Annotated in this window: 7 protein-coding genes; all 7 read right to left on the bottom strand. The window is 45.3% G+C overall.

Features of this window, described 5'->3' with window-relative positions:
• On the bottom strand, positions 1 to 889 hold an 889-nt coding region (locus tag H6S82_RS19405), incomplete at its 3' end, for an AI-2E family transporter (protein WP_199317919.1).
• An 87-nt stretch (positions 890 to 976) separates the two neighbouring features.
• Positions 977 to 1,276 carry a DUF2288 domain-containing protein gene (locus H6S82_RS19400; protein ID WP_190465929.1) on the bottom strand — a complete coding sequence of 100 codons (300 nt, stop codon included), beginning with the start codon at positions 1,274 to 1,276 and terminating at the stop codon, positions 977 to 979.
• Positions 1,277 to 1,363: 87 nt separating this feature from the next.
• Entirely contained in the window at positions 1,364 to 2,002 is a 639-nt protein-coding gene (locus H6S82_RS19395) for a 1-acylglycerol-3-phosphate O-acyltransferase (protein WP_190466033.1), read from the bottom strand.
• Positions 2,003 to 2,183: 181 nt separating this feature from the next.
• Positions 2,184 to 3,062, bottom strand: coding sequence for an ACP S-malonyltransferase (gene fabD, locus H6S82_RS19390; RefSeq protein ID WP_190465932.1), 879 nt, complete (start codon positions 3,060 to 3,062; stop codon positions 2,184 to 2,186).
• A 58-nt stretch (positions 3,063 to 3,120) separates the two neighbouring features.
• Entirely contained in the window at positions 3,121 to 3,486 is a 366-nt protein-coding gene (locus tag H6S82_RS19385) for a DUF4259 domain-containing protein (protein WP_190465934.1), read from the bottom strand.
• Between the two features lie 18 nt (positions 3,487 to 3,504).
• Positions 3,505 to 4,059 carry a Uma2 family endonuclease gene (locus H6S82_RS19380; RefSeq protein WP_190465936.1) on the bottom strand — a complete coding sequence of 185 codons (555 nt, stop codon included), beginning with the start codon at positions 4,057 to 4,059 and terminating at the stop codon, positions 3,505 to 3,507.
• A gap of 50 nt (positions 4,060 to 4,109) precedes the next feature.
• Positions 4,110 to 4,625: 3-oxoacyl-[acyl-carrier-protein] synthase III C-terminal domain-containing protein (locus H6S82_RS19375; protein ID WP_277926496.1), on the bottom strand; the 516-nt coding region annotated here is incomplete at its 5' end.

Genomic DNA, 4,625 nt, shown 5'->3' with positions numbered 1-4,625 from the left:
TAGCCATCCAAATACTTTGAGGTAATAAAAATAAACAAATTAAAATAATCCCTAAAGTAGCTCCGATCCCAGGAATTAAGTCAAAAACTCCAGCTATTGCTGCCAAGACTAAGGGAAATGGCACTTGTAAAATAACGAAAACGATGAAACTGGAAGCGCTCAAAAAGAGAGATAAAAGTAGCTGTCCGCGAAAATAACCTAAAAAGTTACGCTGCACTATATCTGTAAAGCGATCGCGCAGATGCTTCGGTACAACTTTTAGGAGAAAATTCCAAAGTCGTTTGCCATCTAAAAGCATAAAAAATGCGACAACTTCAATTAGTATAAAGTGGATTAAATTCGTCAACAATATAGGTGAAGTAGCCAGACTGGCACCGAGAACTACTAAAGCTTGATTTCGCAAAGGTTCTTCGATCGCACGCAAATCGACTTGCAGGTTTCTGGTACGCAGATAACTTTCCAGCCTTTCTACTAAAGGTATGAGAGAGTTTAAAAAGTTGGGTACGCTCTCCAGAAGTTGTTGTCCTTGCGATAAAATCGCAAATCCCACGGTGAATGTGAAAATACCCAATAGCAAAAGGCTTACCAAAAATACTACGCTAACCGCTACACCATGAGGCATAAAACGTCGCAGCCATCTTACCGGATAGCTGAGCAAAAAAGCGACAATGGCAGCGAAGGTAAAAACTACAATTATGTCCTGAAAATAGGCAAAACACTGTACGATCGCCCAGCCAGAAGCAAACAGAAGCAAAAAGCGAACCAAAGCTAAATTATTTAATCGTTCCCAGAGATTTTTTACAGGTATTTGACTCATACGATCTCCAGGTAGATGCCCATGAATGTTGTGGGGATCGGGCGGTCGAGTCGAGCTATCTTCCAGTTTCATTGTGTACCCTGGCTAAAACAGAGGGTAAGAGGGATATTACATAATACCCAATCCCAATTAAAAATTAATTGCCGATAATGTATTTCATCAGCTTTGAACTGACGGTTCTTGTACCAGCACGTAAGGCTGCACGATCAAAGCGTTAAATCGCTTACTTCCGTCTGATTGCCAAGAGGCCATTTGAGTGGGAGAAGGTTTGTAGATCAGTTGCTCGCCAATCCAATGCTGGACAGATAAAACATCATCGTTAGCTATGGCCACCCCGACATCCACCAAGTCGAGTCCCAGAGAGACTACAATTAAGCGATCGCGCTGAGCGTGGGGCATCAGCCATTGCCATTCTGCCTCATCCAGGGTCTCTGCCAATTCCGCTTTTAGATCCTGCATTTATAAAAAAGTCTTGCCTAATTTATGGCTTATTCTAGCTTGCTATTTTAGGTAGAAAACTCTCTCTAGCTACATAAGCACTGCGGTTTAACGGCCCAAATCATGCAGAGCATTGATTTGAAAGGCACATTTTTGGGTCACAGACTCTAATTCTTCCCGGCTGCTGGAACTAGGAGGCTCTATTAGCTCGCCGATACGCACCGTCACTGGCGTAAATCGAGGCATAGGAGAGCCTTTTTGCAAAATTTTCTCCGTACCCCACAAACTCACTGGCAGCAAGGGAACTTTTGCCTTTGCGGCAATCATAGCAGCACCGAGTTTGGGTTCGGTAATTCTTCCGTCTGGGGTACGAGTGCCTTGCAAGAAAACACCCGTAGCCCATCCCTCCTCCAAATATTTGAGTGCGGAACGAATCGCGCTGCGGTCTGCGGACTGACGATTCACCGGATAAGCACCATACAGCAAAATCGCATCTTTTAAGATCGGGATTTTAAATAATTCTTCTTTAGCCATGAAGGCGACAGGCCGACGCAGACAACAAGATAAAATTGGTGGGTCAAAGTGGCTGGCGTGGTTGCTCACCACCACCAATGGCCCTTCTTGCGGCACGGCTTCAGCACCATTAATGCGTCCCTGAAAGTAAACGTGGAGCATGGGACTAACAACCGACCACTTGAACAAGTGGTACAGCAACAAGCTGGTAAAGGGTTCCCGGCTTTTGACCACAGCAGACAATTTCGTCACCCGATTTTGGATTTTGGATTTTGGATTGACTCCGCCTTATAAGGACGGAGTTTGAAATTGAGAAAATTTTTTTGATGATTCGCTTTGAAATGGGAGGCTTGAACCTCCTTTTTCCCAACGCACTCAAATTCAGCAAAATATTAGCCTAGCAGTTTTTTGGCCTCTAATTGGGCAACTCTGCAAGACTGCTGACATTTTGCAATGCTACATCCGGACAAGTGCGTTTGATCAAGCCTGTGAGAACTTTGCCAGGGCCAATTTCCACGACGCGATCGATCCCTTCTGGCGGTAAAGCCAGGGAAATTTCCTGCCAGCGTACCGAACCGGTCATCTGCTGGGAAAGACGCTGCTTCAATACTGCCCCTGTCACTGCTGGTGTCGGATCGACGTTAGAAAGCACCGGAACTTTGGCATCGGCAAAGTCTACAGCTTCCAGCACTTTTTCAAATTCTGCCGCAGGTGTTGCCATCAAAGGGGAGTGGAAAGCACCGGAAACATTCAACTTGACAGCACGCTTTGCCTTCACCTGGGATAGCAGTGCTTCTACTGCTGCTGGCGTTCCGGAAATCACCACCTGAGCGGCGCTGTTATCGTTGGCGAGTACAACGTCAGGTATTTCTTGAATTTTAGCTTCCAATTGCGAGCGATCGAACCCGATCAGCGCCGCCATCATCCCGCCAGCGGCATTATCCATTAATTCTGCACGCCGTTTGACTAAAGTCAACCCACCTTCAAAATCGAAGACTCCAGCAGCGTAGAGGGCAACATATTCTCCCAAACTATGACCGGCAACGAGGTCGGGTTGCTGTCCCTTTTCGCGCATCAAGTCAGCCAGAATACTTTCGACAACATAAAGGCATGGCTGGGTATAAAGGGTTCGCGATAGTTCTTCCTCCTTTTGGCATATTTCTGGAACTGACCAGCCTAAAATCTGCTCTGCGCGATCGAACTTTGCTTTAGCAGCTGGCAATTCTAATAAATCCACTCCCATACCTACTGCTTGCGAACCCTGTCCTGGAAACACCCACGCCGTTTTAGTCATCGTTAGCTAACCTAGAATTCGGATTGTTATTATCGCAAATTTTGACTGCCGAAATTTATCATCGATAAAAACTAAGTGCAATCCTTTCCAATTTGGCAAAAGTCTCTTCGATAACTTGACGTCGTTCCTGCTTGTAATCTTCCTGTGGTCTAAGATTATCTATTTGCTCGTCGTATATACGCAGATATGTTTCTCGCCATTCCTTAATAACTGTTTCTTTAGGTGGCGCGACATTGAATTTTTCGCACAAGACAGAGAGGATGGCTACGCTCGGTATGAGGACAGCTTCTCCATCTTCATCTAAATCGGCTCGATTTTCTTCAGTAAAGCAATCTTTAATTTCTTTTTCCAGCCGCTGGACAAGATCGCATAAATAATCGAGCGCACCATCATTCTCAAAATTACCCGCTCCCCAAGTTCCCATCTATCCAATCTGAAATTCTTAATCAAATACGGGAGGCCATAATTGAGCAACAGCCAATTCCCAACCGGGAAATAATTCTGGAATAGTGAGGGTATCTTCATTATTGAATATTGTTGGTTCGCCACCAGATCGATAGACAGTTACTGTCAGCTTATCTGGATCGATCAATATTCCTACCCTCGCGCCTAGTTCCAGAAACATTTGAATTTTTTCGCGAAGTTTTTTTACTCTATCTGTCCGGGATTTAATCTCTACAACCAAGTCGGGAACTAGCTCACCAAAATCACGAGGACTTTGCCGCAATCTTTCTGCACAAACGAAGGAAACATCTGGAGCGCGTAAGTCTGTATTAGACAGGATGAATCCCCCACTGGAATCAAACACCCGCCCTAGTTTTCTTGGTTCAATCCACGCAAACAAAAAAGCGCTTAAACGAATACCAATTTCACTGGATACGATATCTGATGGCCCCATGATAATAATGTTTCCCTCTTGCAACTCTATTTGATAGTCGTCATAGTCTGATGAAAGTTGCGCTTGAAATTTTTCCAAATCCCGGACAGTTAAAGACATCGGAATTCTCCTTGGATATGCGAATATATGGCTATCCTATCCCGAATAACTTACCTACCCCACTGGAAGATTGCTGCACCCCAAGTCAAACCAGCACCAAAACCGGCGGCTGCGATCGTATCACCGGGTTTAATTTGGCCTTGACGAACGGCTTCATCTAGAGCTATGGGAATAGAAGCGGCAGAGGTATTGCCATAATTAGCGAGATTGCTAATCACTTTCTCTGGCGGAATGTGTAGGCGATCGGCAACAGCATCGAGAATGCGCTGGTTTGCTTGATGTAGCACCAACCAGTCTACTTTGTCAACACTTATATCTGCTCGATATAAGGCTTTTTCAATGACTTCCGGCACTCTTTTGACGGCGAAGCGATAAACTTCTTGGCCGTTCATAGTGATGGGCTGATAACCGCCTTGACCGATGCTAACTTCCTCAACGAGTGATTTTGGCTGTCCCCGATAGCCAAGATTGAGGCAGTTATTCATACTGCCATCGCTGCGGAGTTCAAAACCTAAGAGACGATCGCACTCGGAAGCCTGCATAACCACAGCCCCAGCGCCATCACC

This window comes from Planktothrix sp. FACHB-1355 (assembly GCF_014748295.1).
GTDB lineage: Bacteria > Cyanobacteriota > Cyanobacteriia > Cyanobacteriales > Aerosakkonemataceae > Aerosakkonema > Aerosakkonema funiforme_A.
This window is presented reverse-complemented; position numbering and strand designations above follow the sequence as displayed.

What these genes read in the sequence shown, in the direction of transcription:
- H6S82_RS19400 (WP_190465929.1), bottom strand. Translation starts at nt 1,276, where the DNA reads ATGCAGGATCTAAAAGCGGAATTGGCAGAGACCCTGGATGAGGCAGAA.
- fabD (WP_190465932.1), bottom strand. Translation starts at nt 3,062, where the DNA reads ATGACTAAAACGGCGTGGGTGTTTCCAGGACAGGGTTCGCAAGCAGTA.
- H6S82_RS19385 (WP_190465934.1), bottom strand. Translation starts at nt 3,486, where the DNA reads ATGGGAACTTGGGGAGCGGGTAATTTTGAGAATGATGGTGCGCTCGAT.
- H6S82_RS19380 (WP_190465936.1), bottom strand. Translation starts at nt 4,059, where the DNA reads ATGTCTTTAACTGTCCGGGATTTGGAAAAATTTCAAGCGCAACTTTCA.